Below are 25,289 nucleotides of genomic sequence, written 5' to 3' on the forward strand. Positions count from 1 at the left end.
GGCCTTTATGGCCCCCCGCAAGCGGGGACAAGCCCCGCCCCTACGGAGCATTTTGGCCGGGCGGTGCCTGCCGCAGCAGACCTTTGTAGGGGCCGACGCCCACGTCGGCCCGCCCCTCCGGGCCACCGGCCAGCTCCGGGCGGGTGTGGGCACCCGCCCCTACGCCCAAGCGCCGCAAGATAGCTCGCCCGAGACAAACCCCCGGAAGTAGGGGCGGACCTTGTGGCCGCCCACAGCCGGGGCAAGGGAAGCGCGATCCAGATTGAAGAAGCAGGGGGAAGTGTGTTATGATTCAGAAAACAGATTTTTACCGGCCGCAGCCGCCACTGGGAGGGACGCAGATGCTGCAAAACCCGTTTTATCTCTTTTTTACCGCCTGCCTGGGGCTTTTTTTCTGGGCCGGATACCGGCGGATCTTTTCTGAGGTACCGTACCGGCATTCCCTGTGGAGCTTTCTCGGGGAGGAGTGTGCCCCGGGGCAGCGCCGCGCCATCGTGCGCGCCCTTCTGGCGGGGCTCCCCGGCGACAGCGGCGCCATGGCCTGGATACTGACAATGGCGGCGCTCTGCCTGGGAGGGGCGGGAGCCCTGTTCTGGTATCTGGTGTTCTCCCTGCTCTGGCTGCACCCGCTGGGGGCGCTGGCCGGGCTGTGGCGCTACTACCAGCCTGGCTGCGGCGGGCGGGTCGAGCTGTCCGCCCTGCTGGAGGGAATACTGTGCCGCAAAAGGGCCCGCGCAAGGCCGGGACTGGGCCGTCTGCTCCGCTGGCTTCAGACACTGGCGCTGTGCGGCATGCTGCCTCTGCTGTTCCGGATATTGGCCAGTCCTTCCGCCCCGGCGAGAGGCGCGGAGCTCCTGCCCTGGCTGGTGGTTCTGCTGGCCCTGTGGCTGCTCTGCCGGCTTGTGGGGGAGCGAGGCGAGACGGTGCTCTCCCTGCTCTTTCTGCTCCTGCTGGCGGCGGCCCTGCTCGGCAATCTGCCCAACCTGATCCCCGCCGTCAAGCTGGTGCTGCTGGATGCCTTTGACCGGAGCCGCTTCCTGTTCTCCCTGTCCGGGGCGGGGCTGGCGGCCGCCCTCCAGGCCGGGGGAGCGGCAGGCTGCGGCGGGGCGCTGCTCCGCACCCTGTCTGCCCGGGAGGAGGGGCCATCCTTTGCCCATCCGGCCCAGGCCGCCTTCTACGAGGAGCTGCGCGGGCTGCTGCAGCTTACGGTGCAGTTGGCGCTGGGGCTCCTGTTTCTGTGCGCCCGGCTGGTCCCCGAGGACAACCGCTGGCCACAGACCTGCCTGTGGGCTTTCCTGTGCCTGTTTGGCCTGCTCTGGCTGGGCCGTGCGGTGCGCGCCTTGGTCCGGCCGGAGGGACGGCGGTGTGGCCTGCTCTGCCTCGGCCTGGTGGGGGCGGCGGTGTGGGACATCTGGAAGGGGACGGTGCTGCTTCCCGGCCTGTCCGGTGGGGCCGCCGGGCTGGCCTCACTCGCCCTCGCGGGGCTGCTGCTGTTCGACAGCAACTGGTACTTCCTGCTGCTGGAGCACTACCGGGATGTCCATATCTGGCATGTTACGCCCCATCCCGACCTGATGCAGACCGAAATGGAACGCAAAAATATGTGATTTTTCACATAAACCGTCGATATTCTCAAGACAATTTTGATTTATAATATTCTGTAACACATTAAAGCACTGTATTCTCTATCAGGCCGGGACAGACCGGGGAGGCATTGTCTGTTCAGAAAGGAGTTTGTATGCTCAAGTATGTGCTGAAACGAATTTTATCTGCATTGGTCACCATCTTTTTTATCATCACGATCACATTCTTTCTGATGAAAGCGATCCCCGGCAACCCCTTTGCCGCGGAGAAGATGCCCAATCCCGAAATTGAGGCGGCCATGATGGCCAAGTACGGCCTGGACCAGCCGCTGTGGAAGCAGTACATCATCTATCTGGGCAACTTCCTCCGGGGGGATTTCGGCGTCTCCTACACCAAGGCCGGCCTGACTGTCAACAAGGTCATAGCCGACGGCTTCCCCTTTTCGCTGACCATCGGCATCTACGCCTCCCTGGTGGTGGTGTTCGCCGGAATCCTGTTCGGCTCCGTGTGCGCGCTGCGCCAGAACAAGCTGATTGACCGGTTTTTCATGGTGCTGTCCACCCTGGGCTCCACCATACCCAGCTTTGTGCTGGCCACGGGTTTCCTGTTTCTTTTCAGCAAAACCCTGGGTCTTGTGCCCGCCTTCGGTGTGGACGAGGTGGCGGGCTATATCGGCCCGGTGCTGGTCATTGGGGCATTCCCACTGTCCTTCATCACCCGCCTGACCCGCACCAGCCTGGTGGAGGTGCAGCAGCAGGACTACATCCGCACTGCCCGGAGCAAGGGTATCTCCGAATTCAAGGTAATCTACAAGCACGCCCTGCGCAATGCCCTGCTGCCGGTGGTGACTTACATCGGGCCCATGGTGGCCTCCATTGTCACCGGCTCCTTTGTCATTGAGACCGTATTCGGCATCCCCGGCGTGGGCCAGTTGTTCACCGACAGCATTGTAAACCGCGACTATCCGCTGATCATGGGCATTACGGTGTTCTTTGCCGTACTGCTGGTCCTGGCCGTGCTGATCGTGGATCTCGTTTACGTCCTAATCGACCCCAGAATCAAGCTGGATTGAGGAGGCGCGCATGAGTATGAAGGAAACGGACCGCCGCTGGCTGCCGGCGGAGCGGGACGCCCTGGCCTCCGAGGCCATCGGGGGCCCCAGCCTGACCTACTGGCAGGACTGCTGGCACCGGCTGTGCCGGAACAAGACCGCGCTCCTGTCCATGGTGGTGGTGGTGATTGTGGTGCTCTCCGCCATTTTTGTGCCCATGTTCTGGCCCTATTCCTACGAGGAACAGGACCTGCGGTACGCCAACATCCCGCCGGAGCTGGAAATCTACGATCTGGGCGGTAACAGCTTCGTCTATGTCACCAGCGACTACAAGTGTATTGACACCGACGGCTCCGGCCACCTGCTTGGGGCCTCCACCCTGGTCAAGGATGACAAAGCCGGGCGGACCTACCTATATGAGATCAACGGAAAGGATTTGCTGGTGGATTACGGCGTGTACTTCCGGGCCAAATCGGAGTTTATCACCCAGGAGGCTGCCCACGGCGACGGCAGTCCCGTCACAGTGGCGGAGGTGGAGTACCTGAGGGAGTACTACGGGGAGGACGCCCCCGAGACGGTGAGTCTGCGGGAGGCCGAGCACATCCTGGAGGACAAGATCGACCGCTTCCGTGTGTTCTACGACGGGGCGCAGATCACCCCCGCCAAAACCGTCCTGAACAAGACCTATATCTGGGGCACCGACTCCCTGGGCCGCGACCTGTTCATCCGCGTGGTGTACGGCGCCCGGGTCTCCCTGCTGGTGGGCGTGGTGGCCGCCCTGGTCAACCTGATCGTGGGCGTGCTCTACGGCGGCATTGCCGGCTACTTCGGCGGCGCTGTGGACAACATCATGATGCGGATTGTGGACACCATCAGCTCCATCCCCATGATGCTCTATGTCATTCTCATCATGGTGGTGCTGGGCTCGGGCCTGCACTCAATCATTCTGGCCATGGGCCTGACCTACTGGGTGGGCATGGTGCGCATCGTCCGCTCCCAGGTGCTCACCATGCGGGAGCAGGAGTTTGTCTCCGCCGCCGTCCTGCTGGGTGTGCCCACCCGGAAGATCCTGGTGCGCCACCTCATTCCCAACGCCATGGGCCCCATCATGGTGGCCCTGACCATGCAGATCCCCAGTGCCATGTTCACCGAGGCGTTTCTGAGCTTCATCGGACTGGGCGTCTCCAAGCCCCAGGCATCTTGGGGCGCGCTGGCCAACGCCGCGCTGCCCAGCCTTTACACCAGCCCTTATCAGCTCTTCTACCCCGCCCTCATCATGAGTATCACCATCCTGGCGCTCAACCTGTTCAGCGACGGACTGCGGGACTCTCTGGACCCGCGGCTGAGAAAGTGAGTTTGCGATATGTCAAGACGTTTACTTTCGGTTCGAAATCTAAAGACCTCCTTTTTCACCCACGTAGGCGAGGTAAAGGCGGTGCGCGGCATCAGCTTTGATGTGAACCAGGGCGAGGTGCTGGGCATTGTGGGAGAGAGCGGCAGCGGCAAGAGCGTCACCAGCCTGTCCATCATGGGCCTGCTTCAGCACCCCGGCCGGGTGGTGGACGGAGAGATCTTCTTCCAGGACCAGGACATCCTCTCCTACGGAAAGCGCCGGATGCGCCGGGTGCGCGGCAAGGAGATTGCCATGATCTTTCAGGACCCCATGACCTCCCTCAATCCGGTGTATACTGTGGGCAACCAGATCATGGAGATGCTCCAGGAGCATGAGGACATCGGCAAGGGTGAGGCCAGACGGCGGGCCATTGAGATGCTGCGTATGGTGGGCATCCCATCCCCCGAGAAGCGAATTCACAACTACCCCCACGAGTTCTCCGGCGGCATGCGCCAGCGGGCCATGATCGCCATTGCTCTGGCGTGCAGCCCCAAGCTGCTCATCGCCGACGAGCCCACCACCGCCCTGGATGTGACCATCCAGGCCCAGATCCTCAACCTGATCAAGCGCCTGAACCGAGAGCTGGACATGACCACGATCCTGATTACCCACGACCTGGGCGTGGTGGCCACCCTGTGCGACAAGGTGGTGGTGATGTACGGCGGGCTGATTATGGAGGACGGCACGGTGGAGGAGATCTTCTACCACCCGAAGCACCCATATACCATGGGTCTGATTGACTCCATCCCCCGTGTCACGGGCGGGGAGAAGCAGCGGCTTAAGCCCATTCCCGGTACCCCGCCCAACCTGATTCACCCGCCGAAGGGCTGTCCCTTCAGCACCCGGTGCCCCTACTGCATGAATGTGTGTATGGAGGAGATGCCCCCCTATTTCCAGGAGGATGGCCACCGGACGATGTGCTGGCTCCTCCACGAGGAGGCCCCCGTCAATCCGGAGTATGTTCAGCGGAAGGAGGCGATGCGGCGTGCCGACGGATAAGCTCCTGGAGCTGGAGGGCCTGACCAAATACTTTTATAAGCCCGTGGGCCTGCTGGGCCGCAGAAAACAAGTAGTGCAGTCCGTGGATCATGTCAGCTTCCATATCCTGCGCCACGAGACCTTTGGCCTGGTGGGCGAGTCGGGCTGCGGCAAGAGCACCCTGGGACGCACCATCACCCGGCTCTATGAGCCCACCGAGGGAAAAATCCTCTACGACGGGACGGATATCAGCCATCTGACCGGCCCCCAGCTGCTCCCCTACCGCAAGCGTATCCAGATGATCTTTCAGGATCCCTATGCCTCCCTGGACTCCCGTATGACGGTCATGGACATCATCCGGGAGGCGCTGGATCTTCACTCCGAACTCACCACCAAGGAGCAGAGGAGCCAGCGGGTCTATGAACTGCTGGACCACGTGGGCCTGATGCGGGAGCATGCCAACCGCTACCCCCACGAGTTCTCCGGCGGCCAGCGCCAGCGCATCGGTATCGCCCGCGCCCTGGCGGTCAATCCCGAGTTCATCGTCTGCGACGAGCCCATCTCCGCCCTGGACGTGTCCATTCAGGCCCAGGTGGTCAATATGCTGGAGGATCTCCAGCGGGAGTTCGGGCTGACGTACCTGTTTATCGCCCACGACCTGTCCATGGTGCGCCATATCTCCAACCGCATCGGCGTCATGTACCTGGGCAAGCTGGTGGAGGTGGGGGACAGCGAGGAAATCTACCAGAACCATCTCCACCCCTATACCGAGGCCCTGCTCTCCTCCGTGCCCCTCCCCGACCCGGAGCTGGCGCACAGGAGCGAGCCCATCATGCTGCAGGGGGACATTCCCAGCCCCATCGATCCCCCTTCCGGCTGCCGGTTCCGCACCCGCTGCCCTTACGCCACGCAGTTGTGCGCCGAGCAGGAGCCGCCGCTGACCGAGGTGGGAAGCAACCATGCGGTTGCCTGCCATAGAGTGACCCCCGCAAGGGGGAATGAGGAAAAAGGAGGCATATTATGAAAGCGAAGCATCTCGTTTCCATGCTGCTGGCCGGTTCCATGATCCTGGGGCTGGCGGCCTGTGCGCCCACCACCAACTCCGGCGGCGGGAACGACAGCCCGCAGCCCACCGGAACGGACTCCGGCTCCGGCGGTGCATCCTCGGAGTACCTGGTTTACAACGTGGGCGAGGAACCCAAGACCTGGGACCCCCAGCTTAACACCTCCAGCATGGGCGGCCATGTCATTCTGAACCTCTACGACGGCCTGGTGCGCGACACCCGGGACGGCGTCCAGATGGCATCCGCCGAGCGCTACGAGCTCTCGGCCAACGCCGACGGCGTTGAGGACACCGTGTACACCTTCTATCTGCGGGACGGCCTGACCTGGTCCGACGGCGAGCCGGTCACTGCCTACGACTACGAGTACGCCTGGAAGCGGGCCTGCTCCCCGGAGATGGCCTCCCCCTACGCCTTCCTGATGACCGACTACATCAAGGGCGCTTATGAGTATTTCAGCGGCGAAGGCAGCCGGGACGAAGTGGCGGTCAAGGCCCTGGACGACAAGACCCTCCAGGTGGAGCTGAAGCAGCCCACCGCATACTTCCTGAACCTGGTGTCCTGGTTTACCTACATGCCCTGCCGCGAGGATATGGCCTCTACCGGCGAGGGCTGGGAAAAGGATCCCGCCAAATGCGTCTCCAACGGCGCGTTCATGCTGGAGGAGTACAAGGTGGGCTCCCACATTCTGCTGAAGAAGAATCCTAACTTCTGGAACGCCGATAATGTGAATCTGGCCGGCGTGCGCATCCTCTTCATCTCCGACGCCACCACCTCCCTCCAGGGCTATGAGGCCGGCGAAATCAACGTCACCTCCATCCTGCCCGGCGCGGAGATTCCCCGCCTGCTGGCCGAGGATCCCAACTTCTCCAGCGAGCCCGCCCTGGGCAACAGCTACTTCCAGTTCAACATGGACGCCGACGTGGTGAACGACCTCAATGTGCGCAAGGCCCTGTCCCTGGCCATTGACCGGAGCACCATCACCGACCAGATCCTGCGTGACGGCTCTGTACCCGCCTCCGCCTTTGTGGCGCCTCCCTTCAAGCTGTCCACCGGCGAGAGTATGCGGGCGCTGGATGAGAACGGAAACGTGGTGGAGGAGTACGAAATCGACCCCTACTCCGCCAAGGTGGAGGAGGCTCAGGCCTATCTGGCTGAGGCCGGCTACCCAGGCGGGGCGGGCTTCCCCGAGCTGAACGTCCTTTACTACGACAGCGGCAACAACTCCCTGATTGTGGAGGCGGTGCAGCAGATGTGGCAGGAAAACCTGGGCATCAAGGTTAACCTGCAGGTGCAGGAGTACGCGGTGTTCACCAACACCATCAACTCCGGCGACTGGAGCATTGCCTTCACCGGCTGGAGCGCCGACTACAACGACCCCATGACCATGCTCTCCCTCTTCACCGCCGAGGGCATGAACGATGTCCGCTGGCGCTACAAGCCCTACTCCGGCGTGCCCGGGGATACCATTCTCAACCCGGAAAACGAGGCCTATGACAACGCCGTGAAGATGGCGGCCAAGACCTCCGGGGAGGAGCGCGACGCCTACCTGAAGGAGGCTGAGGATGTCCTCATGGAGAATATGGTCATCTGCCCGATCTACTATACCACCTATACCCAGGTCATTGACCACGGCAAGGTTTCCGGCCCCGGCCGCACCCCGGTCGGCCAGTGGGACTTCCAGTACTATACGGTGATCGGCTGAGCCGAGGCGCCCCTCATGCCACCTGCCGCGCATGGGGGGCGCCCTTTCTTTCCGGCATCCTCTACCAGCCGCCCCGGGAATATGGTATAATAGCAAAGTATTACGGGCTTGGTATTATGCTCCTGAGCAATTGGGGAGAGAGGTGTGTGCGGCATGTGGATCAGCGTTTTGGAGGACGAGGCCGTTCTCAACAATCTGATTACCAAATATCTGCAGAAGGAGGGCTACTCCGTCCGCAGCTACCTGCGGGGGGAGGATGCTGTGCAGGGGCTGGACAAGCCCACTGACCTGTGGGTGATCGACATTATGCTCCCGGACATCGACGGCTTCACCGTCTTTCGGGAGGTACAGCGGAAGAATCCCAACAGCTATGTGATCTTCATTTCCGCCCGCAACCAGGATATCGACCGCCTGGCCGGGCTGGAGCTGGGCGGGGACGATTACATCTCCAAACCCTTTCTGGTGCGGGAGCTGGTTATCAAGGTTCAGCGGCTGCTGAAGGGGGGGCGGCCTAAAACAGCGGAGGTCCAGGTGGGGCCGTACACGGTCCATCTGGAAAAGCACCTGGTCTACTGCGGCGGCGAGAGTATCAGCCTCACGGTGAAGGAGTACGACCTGTTGCTCTATCTGGCGGCTAACCGGGGGCACGTCCTGAAGCGGGGCGACATCCTGGACGCCGTGTGGGGCTATACCTTTTATGGCTCCGACCGGGTGGTAGACGACACGATCCGCCGCCTGCGCAAGAAGCTGCCCGGCATCGAAATCAGTACGCTCTATGGCCTGGGCTACTGCCTGACGGGGGAGAGACATGAATCGCTTTGCGACTAGATACTGGCTGCAGGACCGGCCCCTGAGCGTCCAGCTCTGGGCCTGCCTCTCACTGGCGGAGGGACTCACTTTGGCCGCTATCCTGCTGTACGTCCTCCTTCTGCTCCGGCCGGAGGAGCCCGGACAGTGGTATAGGCTGGCCGCCCTGTTCCCCCTGCTGCTCATTGCAAACCTGTTCGCCGCCAAGCTGGCGGCCCGGCGCATTACCGAGCCCCTGGAGCGGCTGGCAGGGAATCTGGAGCGCATCAAGGGCAAAAACTGGAGTGAGCCGGTCTTGCAGGTGGCCCGCCGGGACGAGATCGGGACGATTGTCAACACCCTGTCACAGATTCAGCGCAATGTGGTGGAGCTCAACGAGGACGAGGAGTTTTTCTACCAGAGTGTGTCCCATGGGCTCAAGACCCCCATTATGGTCATCCAGAACTGCTGCGCCGCCTATCAGGACGGCATCTACGGCTCCGAGGCCATCGACATCATCATGAAGGAGAGCCTGGCGGTGGAGGCAGGGATCAGGAAGCTGCTATATGTCTCCTCCTTCGATCACATGCTGGGCAAACAGAGCGACTTCCGGCCGGTGGAGCTCCGGGGACTGATGGAGGAGTGCCGCAGGCGGTTTCGGGGCAACGAGCGGGGTATCCGGCTGGAGGTGGACGTCCCGGCCGGCCTCACGGTGTCGGGGAATGAGGCTGCGCTCCAGACCGTCTTTGACAATCTGGTGGAAAACGGCCTGCGCTATGCGGCCAGCTACATCCGCATGGAGTTGACCGGGGAGGAGGAGGGCGGCTACCTCCTGACCGTGGAGAACGACGGCGCGCCCATCCCGCAGCCGACTCTGAACGTCCTGTTTCAAAAGTTCTACAAGGGGGCGGACGGCAACTTCGGCCTGGGCCTCTACATCGCAAAAAAGATTGTGCAGTTTCACAAGGGGGACATCTGGGCCTCCAACTGGGCCGACGGAGTGCGCTTTCAGCTCCTGCTGCGCAGGGAAGACCGCATGGCCGGTCGGCGTTAGAAAGGAACGATAGGGTCATGAACAAGGCTTTTTTATATGAGATGCTCCGCACCGAGTCGGTGAGCGGCGGGGAGATCCCCCTTCAGAAAAAGGTGGCCGCCTACATGCGGGAGCAGGGAGCGGAGGTGGAGACCGATCTGGCGGGGGATGTGATTTCCTCCATCAACAGCGCATCCCCCTTCCGGGTGCTCCTGTGCGGACATATCGACGAGATCGGCTTCCGGGTGACCCACATCACCGACGACGGCTATCTCCAGGTGGGCAAGGCCGGTGGCATCCGTCTGGCACTGGCTCAGGGTAAGCGGGTGACGGTGCTGGGGCGGAAGCGGCTCACCGGCGTTATGGGCCTGCTGCTGCGCAACGGCGAGGTGCGCACCGACATCGAGCTGACCGATCTCTACATCGACTGTGGCTTCACCAGCCGGGCGGAGGCCCTGGAGCTGGTCGCCCCCGGGGATTTCGTCACCTACTCCTATGCCGTGGACGAGCTGGAGAACGACTGCATCGCCGGCCGGGGGCTGGACAACCGCCTGGGCGCCTATACCGTGCTCCACGCTCTGCTGCGGGCCCGGGAGAAGGGGGCGGAGGTGGGCGTCTTTGCGGCCACCACCACCGGAGAGGAGACCACCATGCGGGGCGCCTTCCATGCAGCAGGCCGGGTGCGGCCCACGCTGGCTGTCGCGGTGGATGTGATCCACACCTCTGATTTCTCCGGCATGCCCCCCCAGCGCTTTGGCCGTATCAAGCTGGGCGGCGGCCCCGCCCTGGCCAAGGGCTCGGTGTGCAGCGCGCCTCTCAACCGGGCGCTGGAGGAGGCCGCCGGGCGGTTGGGAATCCCCCTGCAGTATGCCGTCACCCCAGGCGTTATGGGCACCGATGCGGATAAGCTCAACCAGACGGGTGCGGGCCTGCCCGTGACCACCCTTTTTATTCCCCTGCGCTACATGCACTCCCCCAGTGAGGTGGGCTCTCTGGCCGATGTGGAGCAGACGGTGGAGGTGCTGGCCGAGTTTCTGGCAGCCCTGGATGAGCACTTTGATCCCGACCCGTTCCGGGACTAAATGCGGAGAGGAGGAAACCCCATGCTGCTGCTGACCAATGGAACCATCGCCACCATGGACCCGGCCCGCCCGATGGCGGAGGCCGCCGTAGTGGACGGCGCATACTTCGCCTATGTGGGCGGCCGGGCGGACGCCGAGGACTTCGCCCGCCGCTTTTCCAGGGGAGCCTGGGAGACTCTGGACCTCCAGGGCCGCTTTGTAATGCCCGGCTTCAATGACTCCCACCTGCACTTCATCCACTATGTCAAAACAAAGCTGTCCGTCAACCTCTTCGGCTGTACCTCTCTGGCGGAGGTGCAGGAGCGCCTGCGCCGGGGGCTGGCCGGGCTGGAGGCCGGCTCCGGCCGCTGGCTTCTGGGCGAGGGGTGGAACCAGGAGCAGTTCACCGGCGAGCGGCGCTTTCCCACCCGCCGGGAGCTGGATCAGGTGAGTACGGAGTACCCCATCCTGATCCTGCGCTCCTGCTTCCACGTGGGGGCGCTCAATTCCAGGGCTCTGGAGCTGCTGCACATCAACCGGGACACGGTGGGGCACTACGGCGCCTTTGCCGAGGTGGACGAGACCGGAGCGCCCAACGGCGTAGTGAAGGAGAACGTACTGGACGACATCAAGGCCGCCATCCCCTCCGTGGGCCTGAGGCCCCTGCTGGAGCAGGTAGTTCAGTCCCAGCACGACCTGCTGGCGGAGGGCCTGACCAGCATACAGAGCGACGATTTTAAGTATGCGCCGGACGAGGAGCCCTATGCCCTCATGGACGGCCTGCGGGAGCTGGCCGAGCGGGGGGCGCTGAAGCTGCGCTTTGCCGAGCAGGCCCTGCTCACCGAGCCGGAGACCCTGGAGGAGTTTTTCACCCGGGGCGGGGCCTGCTTCGGCGGCGGCGACCGCTTCCGCATCTCCACGGTGAAGCTCCTGGCCGACGGCTCCCTGGGGGCGCGGACGGCCTTCCTGCGGGAGCCCTATTTCGACGCCCCGGACACCTGCGGCCTGCCCATCTACCCGGAGCAGGCACAGTTGGACCGGCTGGTGGTCACCGCCCACCGGCACAATATGGCCGTTGCCATCCACGCCATCGGAGACGGAGCGGCTGAGATGGTGCTCAACGCTTTCCAGCGGGCCCGCGCGGAGCTGCCCTGGCTGCACCCCCGTCACGGCATGGTGCACTGTCAGATCCTGTCGGAGGGGCAGCTCCGCCGCATGGCGGAGCTGGATGTGACCGCCTTTGTCCAGCCGGTGTTCATCAACGGCGACATGCACATCGCCCCCGGACGACTGGGCGGAAAACGCCTGGCCCACTCCTACGCCTGGGGCGACATGGAGCGGCTGGGCCTCCACATGGCTTTCGGCACCGACTGCCCGGTGGAGCGCTTTCACCCCCTGGAGGGGGTCTACTGCGCCGTCACCCGGCGGGACTTCACCGGAAACGGCCCCTTCCTGCCGGAGCAGGCCCTTACGCCCTACCAGGCGCTGTACGCTTATACCGCAGGCGGCGCTTACGCCTCCGGTGAGGAGCGCATCAAAGGGCGCATACGCTCCGGCCTGCTGGCCGACTTCCTCCTGGTGGACCGCAACCTGCTGACCTGCCCGCCGGAGGAACTGCTCTCCGCCCGGGTGCTGCGCACCTATGTGGGCGGGGCGTGCGTCTTCCGCGATCCATCCTTCTGAGGCAAAACAGGGCCCGCAATTCCGCTGGAATTGCGGGCCCTTGCAGTTAGGGCTCAGCGGCTGCCCGGCTCTGGTATTTGGACTTTGCCCTTCTGTTCCGGGGAGGAGGAGCGGAGCCGGAAAAGGCCAATGGCGCGCGCATTCCTTACAGATGCGCGCGCCATTGGCGGGGAAGGGATTCAGGCAGGCGGGCCGGGGCAGCGGTACAGGCGGCAGGGACGGCCGCCTGTGTCGTAGTTGACGGCGCTGGCCGCCTCCCCCCGCTCTACCAGGTAATTGACATACCGCCGCACCGTCACCACTGAAAGGCCGGTCTGGCGGGAGAGGGCTTCGCTGGGCAGGCCCTGGGGCGGAGCCGCCCGCAGGCAGGCGCGCACAAGCTCCAGGGTGCTCTCCTGGAGGCCCTTGGGCGGCTGGTGCTCCGCCGGGAGGGCGGGGGAAAAGAGCCGGTCCAGCGCGCTCTGCTCCACCGCGTCCCCGGCCACCGCATCCCGGTGGCGGCAGAAGGTATCCAGCGCCTGCTGAAACCGCTCATAGGTGAAAGGCTTCACCAGATAGTCCACCACCCCCAGCTTGAGCAGGGTGTCCACGGTGGGGGCGTCGTTGGCGGCGGTGACCATGATGGCGTCGATACCAACCCCCTGGCCCCGGAGGGCGTGGAGCAGCTCCAGCCCGGTGAAGAGGGGCATATAGACATCCAGCACCGCCAGATCGGCGGGGTTCTGCTCCAGCCAGGCCAGGGCGGCCCGGCCGTCCTGAAAGGACCGCACCACCTGGAAGCGGGCGTCCCGCTCCACAAAGGTGCGGTTCAGGAGGGAGACCATGGGGTCGTCCTCCACAATGACAACGCGGTACATTCAGGGTTCCTCCTTGGGGGCCGGGAGGGGTTCCCGGCGGAAGCTGAGAAAAAATGAGGTGCCTACGCCGGTTTCCGACTCCACCCGGATGTCGCCGTGGTAAGCCTCCACTACCTCCCGTACCAGCGCCAGCCCAGTCCCCCGGCTGCGGCCCTTGGAGGAGGCTCCGCGCTCGAAGAGGGTGCGCCGCAGGGCGGAGGGGATGCCGGGGCCGGTGTCCTCCACGCAGAGAAACAGGTTATCCGCCCCCTCGCGGATGCTGACGGAGACTTCCTTGGTCCCACGGCGGGTCTGATTCAGGCCCTCAATGGCGTTTTCAATCAGATTGCCCAGTATGGTCACCCAGGCGTCGGGGGAGAGCCAGGAGGTTCCGGCACTCAGGACGCTCTCCCGGTCCAACGTGAGCCGGATACCCAGCTCGTTGGCCCTGCTGGTCTTGCCCACCAGCAGGGCGGCCACCGAGGGCTCCTTGATCTGGTTCATGATTCGGCTCACCGCCTCCTGCTGGGTACGGGTGGTATCCATGATGTACTGCTGGGCCCGCTCCGGCTCGCCGATCTGCAGCAGGCCCAGGATGACGTGGAGCTTGTTCATGAATTCGTGGGTATAGGCCCGCATGGCATCCACCATGTGCCGCACGCCGGTGAGGTCGTCGGCCAGCCGGGCCACCTCGGTCCGGTTGCGGAAAATGCCCACCGCCCCTGCCAGAGCGCCGTTTTCATACAGGGGCAGGCGGTCAGCCAGCACCCGCACGTCCTTGAGGGACTTCATGCTCACGTTGTACTCCGGCCGCCCGGTGCGCAGAATGCGGTCCAGGGTGGAGGAGGGGTAGACGGAGTGGAGGGGGCGGCCCATGGCGGCCTCCGGCGCCAGGGAGAGCATCTGGGCTGCGGCGGCGTTGAGAAAGATGATACGCCCTTCCCGGTCGATGGCCAGAATCCCCTCCTCCAGGGCCTCCAGAATGTCCTCCCGCTGGTGGAAGCGCCGGGCGAAGGCGTCTGGTTCGTAGCCCATCAGGGAACGCTTGATGCGCCGGGACAGCCGCAGGGCCAGCAGGGCCCCCACTGCCGCCGCCAGCGCGCCGATGGCCGCCAGGCGCAGGGCGGTGGTCAGCGCCACATGGGTCAGGCTGCGCAGGTAGAGCCCCACGGCCATAAAGCCGATTACCGCCCCGGATTCGTCCCGGATGGGGGCGTAGGCCGAGTGGTCGGAGCCCATTGGACCGCTGTCATCAAAGGTATAGGGCTCCGCCCCTGCCAGGGCGCGGGTCTGGGCGGAGCCGGTGTAGCGGCTGCCGATAAAGCTGCGGTCTGGCGTATAGCGGAGCACGCTTTCCGTGTCTCCCACCAGAATCAGATCGATATCCGAGGTGCGGGCGGTGGCCGCGTCCAGAAAGTCGGCCAGCTCGTCTGCGGGCACCTCCCCCAGCAGGGCCTCCCTCACGAGGGGCACCTGGGAGAGAATGGATGCGGAGTTAAGCAAATTCTGGTCCAGGGTCTTCCGCTCGGTCCGCAGGGTGATGTAGAGGGTGCCGGCCAGGGAAAGGGCCACCGAGACGGTGACGATAATCAGGCTCAGCCACATGAGCTGGGCGCGGATGGAACGCCCGGTCTGGTTGGACATGGACAATGCGCCTCCTTTTTCCCGGTTGGGATCAGTATAAGATAAATTCAGCCACGCTGTCAAACGAAAGCGCAGCACGGACATATTCGAAAGTTTTTTTACTTTCAAAAGGGTTCCCAAAGCCGCCCGGCTGGTAGTATGATAGCCCACGCGAAAACGAGGTGATGCGAGTTGTGAGTTTGGATGCATTCAAGGAATCCCTGGTGGAGGAGCTGGGAAACAAGGTGGCCTTTACCGTCCCGGTGCTGGGCGGCGTCCCAGTGGCGGAGTCGGTGGTAGTGACCTGGATTGTGATGGCGGCCCTGATCGCGCTGGCCCTGGCGCTGACCCGTCGGCTCAGCGTGGACCGCCCCGGCAAGGTCCAGTGTGCGCTGGAGTGGGCGGTGGAGTTCCTCAACGGCTTCGTCAAGACCAACATAGGCGCCCACTGGCGGCCCTTCGCCCCCTGGCTGGGGACGGTGGCCCTCTACATCGGCCTGAGCAACCTCATCGGGGTCTTTGGCCTGACACCCCCCACGAAGGACATCAGCGTGACGGCGGCCCTGGCCCTCATGAGCATGTTCCTCATCTACGGCGCCCAGTTCCGCTACAACGGCCTGGCGGGCGGCCTGAAGAAGTTCGCCGAGCCCATGCCGCTGCTCATCCCCATCAACCTGATGGAGGTGGCCATCCGGCCCCTGGCGCTGTGTATGCGCCTGTTCGGCAACATTCTGGGCGCCTTCATCATCATGGAGATGCTCAAGCTGCTGGTGCCGGTGGTGCTGCCGGCGGTGTTCAGCCTCTACTTCGACCTGTTTGACGGGCTCATTCAGACCGTCGTCTTTGTGTTCCTCACCACCCTGTTTACCGGTGAGGGCATCAAGGAGGAAGACTAAATCAATCGCTTTTAGGAGGAAATCATTATGACACTGGGAATTATTGCTGCGGGTATTGCGGTTTTCACCGGCATCGGCGCGGGTATCGGCATTGGCTTTGCCACCGGTAAGGCCAGCGAGGCCATCGCCCGCCAGCCGGAGGCCGCCGGAAAGATCAACAGCGCCCTGCTGCTGGGCTGCGCCCTGGCCGAAGGCACCGCCATCTTCGGCTTCATCACCGCGCTGCTCGTGATCTTCATGGGTTAAGGGGGCGTCCCCAATGCTGGACTTCCAAGTTTCCACCATCGTCTTTACCGTCATCAATCTGCTGGTGCTCTATTTTATCCTGCGCAAGCTCCTGTTCGGCCGGGTCAACGCCGTGCTGGAGCAGCGGGCGGCCCGGGTGAAGGAGACCATCGACTCCGCCGAGGCCAGCAAGAGCCAGGCGGAGGAGCTGCGCGCGGAGTATGAGGACAAGCTCACCGACGCCCGGCAGGAGGCGGCTAAGCTGGTGGCCGACGCCCAGAACCGCGCCCAGCGGGCCTATGAGGCCAAAATGGCGGACGCCGAGACCGACGCCAAGCGGCTGCGGAGCGAGGCGGAGGCGCAGATCGCCTCCGAGCGGGACGCCATGCTGCGCGGGGCGCGGAACGAGGTGGCCTCCCTGGCCCTGCTGGCCGCCGCCAAGGTGGCCCAGCGGCCCACGGAGGACGGCGACCGGGCGCTGGTGGACTCCTTCCTGGCGGAAGTGGGTGAGCAGGCATGAGCGAGCTCGCCCGCCGCTATGCCCAGGCCCTGTGGCAGGTCTCTCCCGACGGGGAGGCCCTGGAGCGCACGGCCCGGGCCCTGATGGAGGAGCCCGCCCTTTGGGAGGCGCTCTGTTCCCCCGCCGTCCAGGCCGGAGAGAAGGGGCGGGTGCTGGCCCGGCTGCCCGGGCTGGAGGAGGGCGGCCCACTGCCGCATTTTTACCGCCTCCTGGCGGAGAAGGGCCGCATGGCCCTGCTGCCTGAGATTGTGGAGGCGTTTCACGGGCTGGAGCTGGCCCGGCGGGGCGGCGCCCGGTGCATGCTGACCTGTGTGCGCCCGCTGGAGGCGGAGGAGCTGGAGAAGCTCCGGGCGGCCCTGTGCCGTCTCCACCACAAGAAGGAGATCGTCTTTGACGTGCGCACCGACCCGGCCCTGCTGGGCGGCTTTACCCTGGATATCGAGGGCGTACGCTATGACAAGAGCGTCCGCGGGGCGCTGGGCCGGATGGGCCGCCAACTGGAAGAGAGGCGAATGGCATGAGAGCAAAACCGGAAGAGATTGTCTCCGTCCTGCGGGAGGAGATTCAGAATTATGATACCCGGGCTCGCCGGGACGAGACCGGCACCGTCCTGGAGGTGGGCGACGGCATTGCCACCGTCTACGGCCTGGATCAGGCGGTGTACGGCGAGCTGGTGGAGCTGGACACCGGGGTGAAGGGCATGGTCATGAACCTGGCCCGGGACAGCGTGGGCGTGGTGCTGCTGGGCAGCGAGGCCGGCGTCCGGGAGGGCACCGTGGTGCGCCGCACCGGGCGGGCCGCCGACGTCCCCGTGGGCGACGGCCTGATCGGCCGAGTGGTGGACGTGCTGGGCCAGCCCATTGACGGCCTCGGCCCCATCGAGACCACCGAGACCCGCCCCATTGAGCACGAGGCCAGCGGCGTGGTCAGCCGCGAGCCGGTCAACGTACCCCTCCAGACCGGCATCCTGGCCATCGACGCCATGGTGCCCATCGGCCGGGGACAGCGCGAGCTGATCATTGGGGACCGCCAGACCGGCAAGACCGCCATCGCGGTGGACACCATCCTGAACCAGAAGGGACAGGACGTCATCTGCATCTACGTAGCCATCGGCCAGAAGGCATCCACCGTGGCCCGCATTCAGGACACCCTGAAGAAGCACGGGGCCATGGACTACTCCATCATCGTGTCCTCCACTGCCAGCGAATCCGCCCCCCTCCAGTACATCGCCCCCTACTCCGGAGCGGCCATGGGCGAGTATTTCATGGGCAAGGGGAAGGACGTGCTCATCGTCTATGACGATTTGAGCAAGCACGCGGTGGCCTACCGCACCCTGTCCCTGCTGCTCAAGCGCTCCCCCGGACGGGAGGCCTACCCCGGCGACGTGTTCTACCTCCACTCCCGCCTGCTGGAGCGGGCCTGCCGCCTGACGAAGGAGTACGGCGGCGGCTCCATGACCGCCCTGCCCATCATCGAGACCCAGGCCGGAGACGTGTCGGCCTACATCCCCACCAATGTTATCTCCATCACCGACGGCCAGATCTACCTGGAAACCGACCTGTTCTTCGCTGGACAGCGGCCCGCCGTCAACGTGGGCCTGTCCGTGTCCCGCGTGGGCGGCGCAGCCCAGACCCGGGCCATCAAGAAGACCGCAGGCACCCTGCGCATCGACCTGGCCCGGTTCCGGGAGCTGGAGGTCTTCACCCAGTTCGCCTCCGATCTGGACCCAGCTACCCAGCAGGCCCTGGACCACGGCCGCCGGCTGCTGGAGCTGCTCAAGCAGCCCCTCTACCACCCCATGCCGGTAAGCCGCCAGGCCATCCTCCTGTATGTGGCCACCAGCGGCCTGGTGGACGACGTGCCTCTGGAGCACGTGCGCCCCTTCGTGCTTGGCTTTGCCGGCGAGATGGAGGCCGAGCACCCCGACGTGGTGGCGGAGATTGAGTCTACCGGCACCCTGAGCGGCCCGGCAGTGGAGTGCATCCGGGCGGCGCTGGCCGACGCCAAGAAGCGGGGGAGCGCCACATGGCAAGCATAAAGGAGATCCGTACCCACATCAAGAGCGTGGAGCAGACGCTGAAGATCACCAACGCCATGTATCTCATCTCTTCCTCCAGCCTGCGCAAGGCACGCAGGCAGCTCACCGATGTGGAGCCCTATTTCAGCAAGATCGAGGCCACCATCTCCGATATCCTCCACCACTCCCCGGAGATCGACCACCGCTTTTTCGATAAGCGCCCCGGTATCCCGCCCGACAAACGGAAGACGGGCTTCATCGTCATCACCGGCGACAAAGGGCTGGCGGGGGCCTACAACCACAACATTCTCAAGCTGGCTGAGGAGAAAATGTCCAGGGCCGCCAATCCCAGCCTCTTTGTGGTGGGGCAGGTGGGCCGCTCCTACTTCCTGGAGCACGGCATCCCCATCGACGTGGAGTTTCTCTACACGGCCCAGGACCCCAACATGGGCCGGGCCCGGGATATGGCCGAGCTGATGCTGGACCTCTATCTGGATGGCCAGTTGGACGAGGTGTATGTCCTCTTTACCAAAATGGTGAGCTCCTTCCAGATGGAGCCCACCGCCCACAAGCTGCTGCCCCTGGACCCCGATGTGTTTCCTGAATATGAGAAGAACCGGGACAGCTATAACCGGGACGTGGTGTATGTGCCCTCGGTGAAGGCGGTCATGGACCGGCTGGTGCCCGGCTATGTAAAGGGAGACCTGTTCGGCGCACTGGTGGAGTCCTATTGCTCCGAGCAGAATGCCCGCATGACGGCCATGAAGTCGTCCAGCGACAACGCCCGGGCTATGCTCCAGCGTCTGAACCTGTCCTTCAACCGGGCCCGTCAGGCGGCCATCACCCAGGAAATCACGGAGGTTGTAGGCGGGGCCCAGGCGGCCCTGTAACATCCCACGGAGAGGGGATATACAGAACATACCAACGCCCGAAGGGGGATTTTGCCATTATGAGTGAGAAGCAAGGAACCATTGTACAGGTCATGGGCCCCGTGGTGGACGTGGCCTTTGACGGCGGCGCTCTGCCGGAGCTGAAGGAGGCCCTGGAGGTGGAGCTGGACGGCCGCCGGGAGGTCATGGAGGTGGCCCAGCATGTGGGCGGCGACACGGTGCGCTGCATCATGCTCTCCCCCAGTGAGGGCCTGGGCCGCGGCATGGCCGTCACCGCCACCGGCGCGCCCATCTCCGTCCCCGTGGGCGAGGGCGTGCTGGGCCGCATGTTCAACGTTCTGGGCGACGCCATCGACGGGAAGGGCCCGGTGCAGGCCAGCGAGAGGTGGTCCATCCACCGCCAACCTCCCGCGTTCGAGAACCAGCGCCCCGTGGTGGACATCTTCGAGACCGGTATCAAGGTCATCGACCTGCTGGCCCCCTACGCCAAAGGCGGAAAGATCGGCCTGTTCGGCGGCGCCGGCGTGGGCAAGACGGTGCTCATCCAGGAGCTGATCCACAACATCGCCACCGAGCACGGCGGCTACTCCATCTTCACCGGCGTGGGGGAGCGCACCCGCGAGGGCAACGACCTCTGGCGGGAGATGACCGAGTCGGGGGTCATTGAAAAGACGGCCCTGGTCTTCGGCCAGATGAACGAGCCGCCCGGAGCCCGCATGCGGGTGGCCCTGACGGGCCTGACCATGGCCGAATACTTCCGCGACCGGGAGAAGCAGAACGTACTGCTCTTCATCGACAACATCTTCCGCTACGTCCAGGCGGGCAGCGAGGTCTCCGCCCTGATGGGCCGGATGCCCTCCGCCGTGGGCTATCAGCCCACCCTGGCCAACGAGGTGGGCGCCCTTCAGGAGCGGATTACCTCCACCAAGGACGGGGCCATTACCTCCGTCCAGGCCGTCTACGTCCCCGCCGACGACCTGACCGACCCCGCTCCCGCCACCACCTTCGCCCACCTGGACGCCACCACCGTCCTCTCCCGTAAGATCGTGGAGCAGGGCATTTATCCCGCCGTGGATCCCCTGGAGTCCACCTCCCGTATTCTGGAGCCCGACGTGGTGGGCGAGCGGCACTATAAGATCGCCCGCGGCACCCAGGAGCTGCTCCAGCGCTATCGGGAGCTTCAGGACATCATCGCCATCCTGGGCATGGAGGAGCTGGGGGAGGAGGACAAGCGCACCGTGGAGCGGGCCCGCCGCATCCAGCAGTTCTTCTCCCAGCCCTTCTCGGTGGCCGAGCAGTTCACCGGCCTGGAGGGCCGCTACGTGAAGCTGGAGGACACACTGCGCTCCTTCGAAACCATCCTGGGCGGCGAGCTGGACAAGTATCCCGAGGCCGCCTTCAGCAACGTGGGCAACGTGGACGAGGTCATCGCCAAGGCCAAGAAAATGGGGGCGGTGTAAATGGCGGAGGCTTCCACCTTCTACCTGGAGATCATCACCCCGGAGCGGCAGTTCTACATCGGCCCCGCCGAGGCCCTGGTCTTTCCCGCCGTGGACGGCGAGATGGGAGTGTACCCCGGCCACGAGCCGGCGGTCACTGCCGTGGAGCCGGGAGAGCTGCGCTACAAGGTGGACGGCAAATGGGAGCCCGCCGCCGTAGGCGCGGGCTTCGTAGAGATCAAGCCGGACTATGTGATCCTGCTGGTGGGCTTTGCCGAGCACCCGGAGGAGATCGACCGCAAGCGGGCCGAGGCCGCCCGGGAGCGGGCCGAGGAACGTCTGCGTCAGAAGCAGAGCATCCACGAGTATTACCACTCCAAGGCGGCTCTGGCCCGGGCCATGGCCCGCCTCAAGACCCGCAGAGAGTAATACAGCCTGCCGAAAAAGATTGTATGGCGGAAGGGGCACGATTTCCCGCAAAATTGTCACCTCTTCCGCCATGCGAAGTGTCATTTCCGAGGCCCTCCTTCGGGGAAGGTTTTTCGACAGCCTGAAGAATAATAGAAGGCCCGCCGGTACTCCGGCGGCCCTTCTATTACTCTTCCAGAGCGGCCAGCACCTCCGCCTCTGTGGGGATGGAGGAGATGCCGCCGGGGCGGAGGGTGGACAGGCTGGCGGCGGTGACGGCGAAGCGGGCGATGCCCTCCAGCGCGCCGGGCTCCAGCTCCGCCGGAGGTGTGTCCAGGGCCAGCAGCTTCGCCACGGCGCTGCCCCCGAAGATGTCCCCCGCGCCGGTGGTGTCCACCGGCCGCACCGCCGGGGCGGGCACCCAGCAGGCCCCCCTGGCGTTTTCCAGGTAACAGCCCTGGGGCCCCAGTGTGATCATAGCCAGAGCCACACCACACTCCTCCCGCAGGCGGCGGGCCCCCTCCTCCGGCGTACAGCCCCAGAGGAAGGACAACTCCTCGTCACTGAGTTTGACCACGTCGGCCTGCTCCAGGCCCCAGAGCGTTTCCGCTCTGGCCTGGGCCTCGCTCCGCCACAGGGGCGGACGGTAGTTTGGGTCAAAGGTGACGAGCTTTCCCTGCGCCCTGGCGTAGGCCACCGCCTGCCGGGTGGCGGAGCGGGCTGGCTCGTCGGTCAGGCTGAGGGCGCCGAAGTGGAAGGCACTGGACTGGTCGATGAGGGAGAGCTCCAGCTCGTCAAAGCGGAGCACGGTGTCCGCGCCCGGCTTGCGGGCGAAGCTGAAGGAGCGCTCTCCGTCCACGAGGGTGACGAAGGCCAGGGTGGTGAACACAGTCGGATCCGCCCGGATGCCCCGGGTTTCAATGCCTGCCCGGGCCAGGGTGTCCACCAGCAGGCGGCCGAAGGCGTCGTCCCCCACCTTGCCCAGAAAGGCGGCGGAGGCCCCATAGCGGCAGAGGGCGGCCAGAAAATTGCCCGGCGCCCCGCCGGGGTGGGCGGCCAGGGTGGGATAGCCCTCTCCATCGGTGCTGAGCTGGGTGAAGTCGATCAACAGCTCCCCCATTGCAGTTAGGTCGTACATTTCCATAACCCCCTTTGGTTAAAAGTATAGCACAGCCGGGGTGGCGGGAAAAGCGGCGAAATCGGGGGAACAGGATTGACAGCCCCGCCCTTTTTCTGCTATACTGAGCCAAACGAGCCGCTGAAGCGGCTTTAGAAAGGCTGAAGCCTTTTTCCACACCCATCCCCCGGCCGTTGAAACCGGTGAACCGAAGTTCACCATGTGCGTTACGCCGCACATGGTGAACTTTTTTGTGTCCGGGGAAGAAAAGGAGAGAGACCCATGAGCAAGTATGGAAAAAGAGCGGTCGGCCTGCTTTTGACGGGCGCCCTGTGCGCCGGCCTGCTGGCCGGCTGCGGCGGCGCGCCGGAGGCCGCCGTCACCCCGACGGCCCCGTCGGAGAGCGGCTCCGCCTCCGGCCGCCGGGTGGAGACCCTCCGCCTGGAGGGGGGCACCGACTGGGGCGTCCCAAATCCCTATCTGCACCAGTCCCGCGGCCCCGGCACGGCCAAGATGCGCCTGGTGTACGGCAGCCTGCTGGAGAAGGACGAGACCGGCGACGTGCCCTGGCTGGCGGAGCGCTGGTCCATGGACGGCAACGACTACACCTTCACCCTCTTTGCAGACGCCCAATTCCAGGACGGCGCGCCCCTCACCACCGCCGACGTGGCCTTCACCCTGGACTACTATCAGGAGCACCCCCCGGTGTCCAACTCCCTGGGGGTGGGGGACGGCTATCTGGTGGACCACTATACGGTGGTGGATGAGCAGACCATCACCATCACCGTGAAGGAGGCCAACGCCGACACCCTGTCCAACCTGGGCTCCTTCGTGATCCTGCCCAAGCACATCTGGGAGAACGTGGACGACCCCAACTCCTACACCGGGGAGGGCTATCTGACGGGCAGCGGGGCCTATGCCTGCACCGCCTATGACGGGGCCACCGGCAGCTATGAGTTCACCGCCTTCGACGGCTGGTGCAACGGGGAGCAGGCGGCGGAGAAGATCCAGTTTGTGCCGGTGAGCGACCCCCTGCTGGCCTTTGAGAGTGGGGAGATCGACATCACCTCCCTGCCCGCCGACCTGATGGACACCTATTTGAACGACCCGTCCATCGGCGTGGTGGAGAAGGCCAACGACATGGGCTACAAGCTGCTCATCAACTACGAGCGGTGCCCCGACTTTTTGGAGCTCGCCCTGCGGCAGGGGGTGTACGCCGCCATCGACCGGCAGAGCGTGGTGGACAGCGTGTTCCGCGGCGCGGGCACGGTGGGCAGCGCGGGCTACGTCCCCCAGGGCAGCCTGTACTATAACGAGAACGTGGTGCAGTACCCCTATGACCCGGAGGCGGCCCGCGCCGTCTTTGCGGGGAAGGGTTATTCCGTCACCCTTCTGTGCGGCGACGACGGGGACGACCTGGCCATCGCGGAGATCATCCGCAACGGCCTCACCGCCGCCGGCATCGAGGTGACGGTGGAGGCCCACGACTCGGCCACCCGGGACGGGCGCATCAACAGCGGTGACTACGAGTTCGCCCTGGTGGGCAACGGCGGCTGGGGCAACAATCCCCCCACCTACATGCGCACCCTGTTCTCCGACGAGTCCAAGTTCTCCGGCACCAACCCCCACTCCATGGGGGCCATCGGCTACTCCAACGCCGAGATGACCGCGCTGGCCGAGGGCCAGATGTACGAGACCGACTTTGACAAACGGGTGGAGCTGTTTCAGGAGCTGGAGCTGCTGGTGAGCCGGGAGATCCCCATCATCGTCATCGCCAACCAGTCCTCCTACTCCATGTACCGCAAGGATGTCTATGACGGCTGGATGAAGACCTACGCCTACCAGCAAGCGGAGCAGAACCGCCTGTCCTACATGGCGCGCTGAGGTCCGCCCCGCCGGGAAAGGAGAAGCATGGGAAAAAAGCTGCTGATGTTGCTGGGGGCCTTTCTGGTCATCTATCTCCTCAACTTCTCCATTCCCCGGCTGATGCCGGGCGACCCCTTTGACTACACCTCCGGGGCCGCCGGGGACGATGTGGACGCCGCCTACTCGGAGGAGCAGAAGGAGCTGCTGCGGGCCTACTACGGCCTGGACAAGCCCTTTTTTCCACAGTTGAGGGATACCATTGTGGACAACCTCCACGGGGACTTCGGCCAGAGTATCCACTATAAGCGGCCCGTGGCGGATATTCTGCTGGAGCGCCTGCCCTGGAGCCTGTGGATCATGGGGAGCACCCTGGCCCTCAGCCTGCTCCTGGGGGTGGCCCTGGCCCTGCTGTGCGTCCGCCGGCCCTGGGCCGACCGGGCGCTCTACCCGGTCCTCTCCGCTCTGGCGGAGGTGCCCCCCTTCCTCACCGGCGTGCTCCTGCTCTTCCTGGTGGCGGCCCGGGCGGCGTGGATTCCCCTCTCCGGGGCCTACACCCCCTTCGCCCAGTACGACGGCCTGTGGCAGCGGCTGGGGGACATCCTGGTGCACAGCCTGATGCCGGTGTGCGCCCTCACCCTGGTCACGGTCCCCAAGCTCTTTTTTACCGCCCGGGCCAGCTTTTTCACTATCCTGGGCAGGCCCTACCTCACCAATGCCCGTGCCAAGGGCCTGACCGCGGGGCGCATCCGCACCGCCTACATCCTGCGCAACGCCGCCACCCCCATCGTGGCCCGCTTTTTCCTCAGCGTGGGGGGCGCGGTGGGGGGCACCATTCTGGTGGAGAACGTCTTCGCCTACCCCGGCCTGGGCACCGTCCTGCGGGAGGCGGTGCAGTACCGGGACTATCCCATGCTCCAGGGGGTGTTCCTCCTGTCCGCCGTGCTGGTGCTCCTCAGCCTGGCGGCGGCGGACGTGGTCAACCGCCGGCTGGACGGAGAGGAGGAGGGGCCATGAGGCGCAAATGGCTGGTTCCCCTGCTCCTGCTGGCGCTGCTGACCCTCTGTTTTCTGTGGGGGGTCACCGGATACCCCCACCCGGCCCAGCTCCCGTCGGGGGG

Annotated in this window: 23 protein-coding genes; 20 read left to right on the forward strand and 3 right to left on the reverse strand. The window is 64.7% G+C overall.

The genetic code is table 11. The annotated features are described in order from the left end of the window. Positions 1 to 287: 287 nt before the first annotated feature. The 10 genes from ACESY8_RS13680 (at position 288) to ACESY8_RS13725 (ending at position 12,335) form a co-directional block, all read left to right on the forward strand. On the forward strand, positions 288 to 1,607 hold the full coding sequence (locus tag ACESY8_RS13680; RefSeq protein WP_498794781.1) for a hypothetical protein: 1,320 nt from the start codon (positions 288 to 290) through the stop codon (positions 1,605 to 1,607). A gap of 131 nt (positions 1,608 to 1,738) precedes the next feature. Continuing rightward, positions 1,739 to 2,656, forward strand: a complete 918-nt coding sequence (locus ACESY8_RS13685) for an ABC transporter permease (protein ID WP_024723403.1) — start codon at positions 1,739 to 1,741, stop codon at positions 2,654 to 2,656. Positions 2,657 to 2,666: 10 nt separating this feature from the next. Further along, the gene (locus ACESY8_RS13690) at positions 2,667 to 3,989 is read left to right on the forward strand and encodes an ABC transporter permease (protein ID WP_007491615.1); all 1,323 of its coding nucleotides are present in this window, start codon (positions 2,667 to 2,669) and stop codon (positions 3,987 to 3,989) included. 9 nt (positions 3,990 to 3,998) lie between these two features. After that, entirely contained in the window at positions 3,999 to 5,027 is a 1,029-nt protein-coding gene (locus ACESY8_RS13695; RefSeq protein ID WP_054339252.1) for an ABC transporter ATP-binding protein, read from the forward strand. Then, positions 5,014 to 6,030, forward strand: coding sequence for an ABC transporter ATP-binding protein (locus ACESY8_RS13700; protein ID WP_498794782.1), 1,017 nt, complete (start codon positions 5,014 to 5,016; stop codon positions 6,028 to 6,030). Before ACESY8_RS13695 ends, ACESY8_RS13700 begins: the two co-directional genes overlap by 14 nt. Next, on the forward strand, positions 6,027 to 7,772 hold the full coding sequence (locus tag ACESY8_RS13705; protein ID WP_054339253.1) for a peptide ABC transporter substrate-binding protein: 1,746 nt from the start codon (positions 6,027 to 6,029) through the stop codon (positions 7,770 to 7,772). The genes ACESY8_RS13700 and ACESY8_RS13705 overlap by 4 nt, the downstream gene beginning before the upstream one ends. 153 nt (positions 7,773 to 7,925) lie before the next feature. After that, positions 7,926 to 8,600, forward strand: coding sequence for a response regulator transcription factor (locus ACESY8_RS13710; protein ID WP_009261206.1), 675 nt, complete (start codon positions 7,926 to 7,928; stop codon positions 8,598 to 8,600). After that, positions 8,581 to 9,612 (forward strand): sensor histidine kinase, encoded by a 1,032-nt coding sequence (locus tag ACESY8_RS13715; RefSeq protein WP_044941836.1) that lies wholly within the window; start codon positions 8,581 to 8,583, stop codon positions 9,610 to 9,612. Before ACESY8_RS13710 ends, ACESY8_RS13715 begins: the two co-directional genes overlap by 20 nt. Positions 9,613 to 9,629: 17 nt before the next feature. Beyond that, a complete protein-coding gene (locus ACESY8_RS13720) occupies positions 9,630 to 10,673 on the forward strand; it encodes a M20/M25/M40 family metallo-hydrolase (protein ID WP_055179485.1) in 1,044 nt (347 codons plus the stop codon). A 21-nt stretch (positions 10,674 to 10,694) separates the two neighbouring features. After that, positions 10,695 to 12,335 carry an amidohydrolase gene (locus ACESY8_RS13725; RefSeq protein ID WP_434307913.1) on the forward strand — a complete coding sequence of 547 codons (1,641 nt, stop codon included), beginning with the start codon at positions 10,695 to 10,697 and terminating at the stop codon, positions 12,333 to 12,335. A 179-nt stretch (positions 12,336 to 12,514) separates the two neighbouring features. On the opposite strand, the gene ACESY8_RS13730 is transcribed toward ACESY8_RS13725, so the two are convergent. Beyond that, entirely contained in the window at positions 12,515 to 13,192 is a 678-nt protein-coding gene (locus tag ACESY8_RS13730) for a response regulator (RefSeq protein ID WP_054339255.1), read from the reverse strand. Continuing rightward, on the reverse strand, positions 13,193 to 14,815 hold the full coding sequence (locus ACESY8_RS13735; RefSeq protein WP_204681816.1) for an ATP-binding protein: 1,623 nt from the start codon (positions 14,813 to 14,815) through the stop codon (positions 13,193 to 13,195). It abuts the gene before it with no gap. Between the two features lie 164 nt (positions 14,816 to 14,979). Here ACESY8_RS13735 and ACESY8_RS13740 point away from each other — a divergent pair, with 164 nt between their 5' ends. Genes ACESY8_RS13740 through atpC form a run of 8 tightly spaced genes read left to right on the forward strand, consistent with a single transcriptional unit; the run spans position 14,980 to position 21,210 of the window. Beyond that, complete coding sequence (locus tag ACESY8_RS13740) at positions 14,980 to 15,690, forward strand: F0F1 ATP synthase subunit A (protein ID WP_007491635.1); 711 nt, start codon at positions 14,980 to 14,982, stop codon at positions 15,688 to 15,690. 27 nt (positions 15,691 to 15,717) lie between these two features. Then, entirely contained in the window at positions 15,718 to 15,936 is a 219-nt protein-coding gene (gene atpE / locus ACESY8_RS13745; protein ID WP_007491637.1) for an ATP synthase F0 subunit C, read from the forward strand. 13 nt (positions 15,937 to 15,949) lie between these two features. Then, a complete protein-coding gene (gene atpF / locus ACESY8_RS13750; RefSeq protein WP_007491639.1) occupies positions 15,950 to 16,435 on the forward strand; it encodes a F0F1 ATP synthase subunit B in 486 nt (161 codons plus the stop codon). Further along, on the forward strand, positions 16,432 to 16,956 hold the full coding sequence (gene atpH / locus ACESY8_RS13755; RefSeq protein WP_054339256.1) for an ATP synthase F1 subunit delta: 525 nt from the start codon (positions 16,432 to 16,434) through the stop codon (positions 16,954 to 16,956). Before atpF ends, atpH begins: the two co-directional genes overlap by 4 nt. Further along, positions 16,953 to 18,473 carry a F0F1 ATP synthase subunit alpha gene (gene atpA / locus ACESY8_RS13760; RefSeq protein WP_434307914.1) on the forward strand — a complete coding sequence of 507 codons (1,521 nt, stop codon included), beginning with the start codon at positions 16,953 to 16,955 and terminating at the stop codon, positions 18,471 to 18,473. The genes atpH and atpA overlap by 4 nt, the downstream gene beginning before the upstream one ends. Then, positions 18,461 to 19,342: an ATP synthase F1 subunit gamma gene (gene atpG, locus ACESY8_RS13765; RefSeq protein WP_007491643.1), complete on the forward strand. Its 882-nt coding sequence runs from the start codon at positions 18,461 to 18,463 to the stop codon at positions 19,340 to 19,342. The genes atpA and atpG overlap by 13 nt, the downstream gene beginning before the upstream one ends. 59 nt (positions 19,343 to 19,401) lie before the next feature. Next, positions 19,402 to 20,802 carry a F0F1 ATP synthase subunit beta gene (gene atpD / locus ACESY8_RS13770; protein WP_009261197.1) on the forward strand — a complete coding sequence of 467 codons (1,401 nt, stop codon included), beginning with the start codon at positions 19,402 to 19,404 and terminating at the stop codon, positions 20,800 to 20,802. Continuing rightward, entirely contained in the window at positions 20,803 to 21,210 is a 408-nt protein-coding gene (gene atpC, locus ACESY8_RS13775; protein WP_007491647.1) for an ATP synthase F1 subunit epsilon, read from the forward strand. A 166-nt stretch (positions 21,211 to 21,376) separates the two neighbouring features. Here the strand turns inward: atpC and ACESY8_RS13780 are convergent, their stop codons facing one another. Next, positions 21,377 to 22,327, reverse strand: coding sequence for a carbohydrate kinase family protein (locus tag ACESY8_RS13780; RefSeq protein WP_054339257.1), 951 nt, complete (start codon positions 22,325 to 22,327; stop codon positions 21,377 to 21,379). Positions 22,328 to 22,588: 261 nt separating this feature from the next. Between ACESY8_RS13780 and ACESY8_RS13785 the strand changes: the two genes are divergently transcribed. Continuing rightward, a complete protein-coding gene (locus ACESY8_RS13785; protein ID WP_204681819.1) occupies positions 22,589 to 24,190 on the forward strand; it encodes an ABC transporter substrate-binding protein in 1,602 nt (533 codons plus the stop codon). 27 nt (positions 24,191 to 24,217) lie between these two features. Next, complete coding sequence (locus ACESY8_RS13790) at positions 24,218 to 25,186, forward strand: ABC transporter permease (protein ID WP_148341610.1); 969 nt, start codon at positions 24,218 to 24,220, stop codon at positions 25,184 to 25,186. Positions 25,187 to 25,289: the final 103 nt, after the last annotated feature.

The sequence above is a fragment of the Clostridium sp. ATCC BAA-442 genome, from assembly GCF_964239415.1.
In the GTDB taxonomy this organism is placed as follows: domain Bacteria; phylum Bacillota; class Clostridia; order Oscillospirales; family Oscillospiraceae; genus Flavonifractor; species Flavonifractor plautii.

Excerpts from the sequence above, each read along its gene's own strand:
- ACESY8_RS13785 (WP_204681819.1), top strand. The coding sequence starts at position 22,589 with ATGAGCAAGTATGGAAAAAGAGCGGTCGGCCTGCTTTTGACGGGCGCC.
- atpH (WP_054339256.1), top strand. The coding sequence starts at position 16,432 with ATGAGCGAGCTCGCCCGCCGCTATGCCCAGGCCCTGTGGCAGGTCTCT.
- ACESY8_RS13740 (WP_007491635.1), top strand. The coding sequence starts at position 14,980 with ATGCGAGTTGTGAGTTTGGATGCATTCAAGGAATCCCTGGTGGAGGAG.
- atpD (WP_009261197.1), top strand. The coding sequence starts at position 19,402 with ATGAGTGAGAAGCAAGGAACCATTGTACAGGTCATGGGCCCCGTGGTG.
- ACESY8_RS13725 (WP_434307913.1), top strand. The coding sequence starts at position 10,695 with ATGCTGCTGCTGACCAATGGAACCATCGCCACCATGGACCCGGCCCGC.
- ACESY8_RS13685 (WP_024723403.1), top strand. The coding sequence starts at position 1,739 with ATGCTCAAGTATGTGCTGAAACGAATTTTATCTGCATTGGTCACCATC.
- ACESY8_RS13720 (WP_055179485.1), top strand. The coding sequence starts at position 9,630 with ATGAACAAGGCTTTTTTATATGAGATGCTCCGCACCGAGTCGGTGAGC.
- atpG (WP_007491643.1), top strand. The coding sequence starts at position 18,461 with ATGGCAAGCATAAAGGAGATCCGTACCCACATCAAGAGCGTGGAGCAG.
- atpA (WP_434307914.1), top strand. The coding sequence starts at position 16,953 with ATGAGAGCAAAACCGGAAGAGATTGTCTCCGTCCTGCGGGAGGAGATT.
- ACESY8_RS13705 (WP_054339253.1), top strand. The coding sequence starts at position 6,027 with ATGAAAGCGAAGCATCTCGTTTCCATGCTGCTGGCCGGTTCCATGATC.
- ACESY8_RS13780 (WP_054339257.1), bottom strand. The coding sequence starts at position 22,327 with ATGTACGACCTAACTGCAATGGGGGAGCTGTTGATCGACTTCACCCAG.
- ACESY8_RS13790 (WP_148341610.1), top strand. The coding sequence starts at position 24,218 with ATGGGAAAAAAGCTGCTGATGTTGCTGGGGGCCTTTCTGGTCATCTAT.
- ACESY8_RS13715 (WP_044941836.1), top strand. The coding sequence starts at position 8,581 with ATGAATCGCTTTGCGACTAGATACTGGCTGCAGGACCGGCCCCTGAGC.
- ACESY8_RS13710 (WP_009261206.1), top strand. The coding sequence starts at position 7,926 with ATGTGGATCAGCGTTTTGGAGGACGAGGCCGTTCTCAACAATCTGATT.
- ACESY8_RS13695 (WP_054339252.1), top strand. The coding sequence starts at position 3,999 with ATGTCAAGACGTTTACTTTCGGTTCGAAATCTAAAGACCTCCTTTTTC.
- atpF (WP_007491639.1), top strand. The coding sequence starts at position 15,950 with ATGCTGGACTTCCAAGTTTCCACCATCGTCTTTACCGTCATCAATCTG.
- ACESY8_RS13690 (WP_007491615.1), top strand. The coding sequence starts at position 2,667 with ATGAGTATGAAGGAAACGGACCGCCGCTGGCTGCCGGCGGAGCGGGAC.
- atpC (WP_007491647.1), top strand. The coding sequence starts at position 20,803 with ATGGCGGAGGCTTCCACCTTCTACCTGGAGATCATCACCCCGGAGCGG.
- atpE (WP_007491637.1), top strand. The coding sequence starts at position 15,718 with ATGACACTGGGAATTATTGCTGCGGGTATTGCGGTTTTCACCGGCATC.
- ACESY8_RS13680 (WP_498794781.1), top strand. The coding sequence starts at position 288 with ATGATTCAGAAAACAGATTTTTACCGGCCGCAGCCGCCACTGGGAGGG.
- ACESY8_RS13735 (WP_204681816.1), bottom strand. The coding sequence starts at position 14,815 with ATGTCCAACCAGACCGGGCGTTCCATCCGCGCCCAGCTCATGTGGCTG.
- ACESY8_RS13730 (WP_054339255.1), bottom strand. The coding sequence starts at position 13,192 with ATGTACCGCGTTGTCATTGTGGAGGACGACCCCATGGTCTCCCTCCTG.